Origin of the sequence: Xylophilus sp. ASV27, assembly GCF_016428875.1 — a bacterium.
Classification (GTDB): Bacteria; Pseudomonadota; Gammaproteobacteria; order Burkholderiales; family Burkholderiaceae_C; genus Xylophilus.
Genome location: NZ_JAELTO010000189.1, coordinates 1 through 3,737 on the forward strand (window position 1 = coordinate 1; position 3,737 = coordinate 3,737).

Below are 3,737 nucleotides of genomic sequence, written 5' to 3' on the forward strand. Positions count from 1 at the left end.
GCGAAGTCAACCAGGCCGTGTCCCAGCTCGACCGCATGACGCAGCAGAACGCCGCCCTGGTGGAGCAGGCCGCCGCCGCCGCCCAGGCCCTGCGCGAGCAGTCGGCGCAGATGACGCAGATGGTCGGTGTCTTCAATGTGAGAGGTGGGCTGCTGCGGTCCCATCGACCGCTGCCGCAGTTGACCACGGCGTGAGGGGCGCGTGCGGGGCCGATGGGATAATCGCCGCCCTATGAGCGGCAACACCATCGGCACCCTGTTTTCTGTCACCAACTTCGGCGAATCCCATGGGTCCGCGATTGGTTGCGTCATCGACGGCTGCCCGCCGGGCATGGAACTGTCGGAGGCCGACATCCAGCCGGAGCTGGACCGTCGCCGCCCTGGCACCAGCCGGCACGTCACCCAGCGCAACGAGCCCGACGCGGTGGAGATCCTCTCCGGCGTCTACGACGGCAAGACCACCGGCACCCCGATCGCGCTGCTGATCCGCAATGCCGACCAGCGTAGCAAGGACTACACCGCCATCGCCCAGAGTTTCCGCCCGGGCCACGCGGATTACACCTACTGGCACAAGTTCGGCATCCGCGACCCGCGTGGCGGAGGGCGTTCCTCCGCGCGGCTGACGGCGCCGACCGTGGCGGCCGGTGCCGTGGCGCGCAAGTGGCTGCTGCAGCGCTACGGCGTGGTGTTTCGCGGCTGCATGACCCAGATCGGCGACCAGGTGATCCCGTTCGAGGATTGGCGCCATGTCAACGAGAACCCCTTCTTCGCCCCCGTGGCCGACGTGTCGGCGCTGGAGGACTACATGGACGCGCTGCGCAAGGCCGGCGATTCCTGCGGCGCGCGCCTGCGCGTGATCGCGCGGAATGTGCCGGTCGGTCTGGGCGAGCCGCTGTACGACAAGCTCGACGCCGACATCGCGCACGCCATGATGGGCCTGAACGCGGTCAAGGGCGTGGAGATCGGCGCCGGTTTCGCCAGCGTGACCCAGCGCGGCACCACGCACGGCGACTCGATCACGCCCGAGGGCTTCGAGTCCAACAATGCCGGCGGTGTGCTGGGCGGCATCAGCAGCGGACAAGACCTGGAAGTCTCGCTGGCGATCAAGCCCACCAGTTCGATCATCAGCCCACGCAATTCCATCGACGTCCAGGGCCAGCCGGTGGAGGTGGTGACCAAGGGCCGGCACGACCCCTGCGTGGGCATTCGCGCCACCCCGATCGCCGAGGCGCTGCTCGCGCTGGTGGTGATGGACCACGCCCTGCGCCACCGTGCCCAGTGCGGCGACGTGACGCTGGCGGTGCCGCCGGTCAGCGCGCGTCGGCAGTAGCAGGCACGGCGCCTGCGGCTGGGGGCGTCACCAGCCGGGCCGCCCGGTTGCGCAGCGGGCCGATCATCCGGCAGATCAGCGCCAGTTGGATCTGCATGCGGCGGCCGGTCTCGTCGCTCTCTTCCGGGAGTTGTTCCAGGGCCTGCGCCAGTCCCAGCGCTTCGCCGTCCTCGGCAGCGGGAGCCTGGTGCGCCGCCAGTTGCAGGGCAAGGTCTTCCAGTGAGCCGACGACGAAGGCCGCCGCGCGTTCGACCAGCGCCTGACCGGCGTCCCCGGGTAGCGCATGCCGGTGGGCCCCCAGCGCCGACAGGTAGTTGAGCAGGGTGTGCGACTGCACCAGGAAGCGGATGCCGGCCTCGGCCCCGCGGTAGAAGAAGCTCGGCGCCTGCACCATGTTGGCCAGCGCCGTGGACAGGGCGGCGTCGGCGTTATGGGCATTGCGCCGTGCCAGCCGGTAGGCCAGGTCGTCGCGCTTGCCGCTGCCGTATTGCGACATGATCTCCTGCAGGTAGCGGGCGCTGGCCGCGACGGCCTGGGCCGCGACCTTCTCCAGCCGGCGGCCCTGCCAGTCGGGCAGCACCAGGAACACCGCCGCCCCGGCGATCAGGGCCCCGGCCACCGTATCCACCAGGCGCGGCACGATCAGGTCGTAGCCGTTGCCGGCCTGGTTGAAGCCCAGCAGCACCAGCAGCGTGATCGCTCCGGTCGCGAAGGCATAGCGCGTCGTGCGCGTGGCGAAGAAGGCGACGCCGGCCACCACCGCAAACACCGACTGCAGCAGCAGGCTGGGAAACAGCTGCAGCAAGGCCCAGCCGGCGAGCAGCCCGCCGATAGTGCCGGCCACGCGCTGCACCATGCGCAGCCGCGTGTCGCCATAGTTGGGCCGGCAGACGAACAGCGTGGTCAGCAGGATCCAGTAGCCCTGGCGCATGTGGATCAGGTGCAGCACGGCAAAGCCCGCGGCCAGCGCCAGTGCCAGCCGCAGCGCATGGCGGAACAGGGCCGAGGCCGGGGTGAACTGCACGCGCACGCGCTCCAGCGCATCGCGTACGGTACGCGGCGAGCGGTCGAACAGGCTGCTGTCGTCGGCTGCGCCGCGCACGGGAGGGTGGCTGGCGCTGACCAGTTGCGTATCCAGAGCCGCCAGGTTGTCGGCCAGCGCCTGCAGCGAGCGCAGCAGGCGTCCCCAGCGCTCGCCGTCGGCTTGCGGGGCAGGCTGCTGGCGCAGGTATTGCAGGGCGGCGCGCAGGTCCGCCATGGCCTGCAGGCTGCCGCCGCGCTTCTCGAAGGGCTGGCGCAGCCGTATGGCCTCGGCCAGGTCCTCGCAGGCGCGGCCCTGCAGCGCCAGCAGCCGCTGGCAGCGGTACATCACGTCGCTGTGGAAGAACACGTCGGTCAGTTCGCCGTAGGCCTCGTGCGAGGAACTGGCGCGTTCGTGCACGTCCTGGGCGATGAAGTACAGGCTCAGATAGCGGCCCACGCGGCGCTGCGGCGGCGCGCCGCCCAGGCGGCGAAAGAGGCTTTCCTTGGCCATGTTGAGGGCCTGCACCACCTCGCCGTTGTGGCGCGCCAGCGCCATGCGGCGCCGCTCCACGTCAATGCCGCGCACGGGTTCGAATAGCATCGATTTCAGCCGCAGGTAGTCGCCCAGCACCTGGTAGAGCCGGGCCAGGTTCTGCTGCACCGGCTGGTGGGCGAACAGGGCGGCCCACGCCACGGACAACAGGCCGTACCAGGCTGCGCCGGACAGCAGCAGCACCGGCTCGCGCCAGGCGGCCGTGTCGCCGGAGGCCAGGCGTTCGGTACCGATCGCGGCGTAGAGCGCCAGGATCAGCGTGCCCTGTGCGATGGCGCGGTAGCGCTCGCCGATGGCGCCCAGCATCGTCAAGCAGAACGCGGCCAGCGGCAGTGCCAGCGCGAACAGCAGCGGGCGGGGAAACAGCCACTGCACGGCGAAGCCGGCCACGGCGAAGCAGCCCAGCGTGGCCAGCAGCGCGCGCAGTCGCCCTCGCCAGTTGTCGTCGGTCTCGGCCAGCGCGCAGGCGATGATGCCTAGGAACACCGGCATCACCAGTTCCATGCGCTTCTGCGTCCAGCACAGCGTCATGACGGTGCCGAGCGCGATGCACACGCGCAGGCTGTAGACGAAGGTGTCCTGCGCCCAGAGGCGGCGCAGCAGGGCAGGCAGGGAGGCAGGCGTCATCGGAGGAGAAGGAGTGCGAGGGCAGGTGGGGCGCGGCTACCGCACGCAGCTAACGTGCCTGCCTTGCTAGGCGTGTCATCCTTCATTTCACCCCACGCTGGCCCCGGCATGCGGATGGATGCGCCAAGCACCTGTCTCTTATACACATCTAAAAGGGGGGGGGGGGGGGGGGGGGGGGGGGGGGGGGGGGGGGGGGGGGGGGGGG

Annotated in this window: 2 protein-coding genes and 1 pseudogene; 2 read left to right on the top strand and 1 reads right to left on the bottom strand. The window is 70.4% G+C overall.

Annotated features, from left to right (window positions below; translation table 11 throughout):
* Together JHD63_RS21940 and aroC are read left to right on the top strand one after the other, a co-directional pair.
* A pseudogene (locus JHD63_RS21940) lies at positions 1–194 on the top strand (methyl-accepting chemotaxis protein); the annotation flags it as partial.
* Positions 195–231: 37 nt separating this feature from the next.
* Positions 232–1,329: a chorismate synthase gene (gene aroC, locus JHD63_RS21945; RefSeq protein ID WP_198972910.1), complete on the top strand. Its 1,098-nt coding sequence runs from the start codon at positions 232–234 to the stop codon at positions 1,327–1,329.
* On the opposite strand, the gene yccS is transcribed toward aroC, so the two are convergent.
* A complete protein-coding gene (gene yccS, locus JHD63_RS21950) occupies positions 1,310–3,532 on the bottom strand; it encodes a YccS family putative transporter (RefSeq protein WP_198972911.1) in 2,223 nt (740 codons plus the stop codon). The two genes, aroC and yccS, sit on opposite strands and share 20 nt — an antisense overlap.
* Positions 3,533–3,737 lie beyond the last annotated feature (205 nt).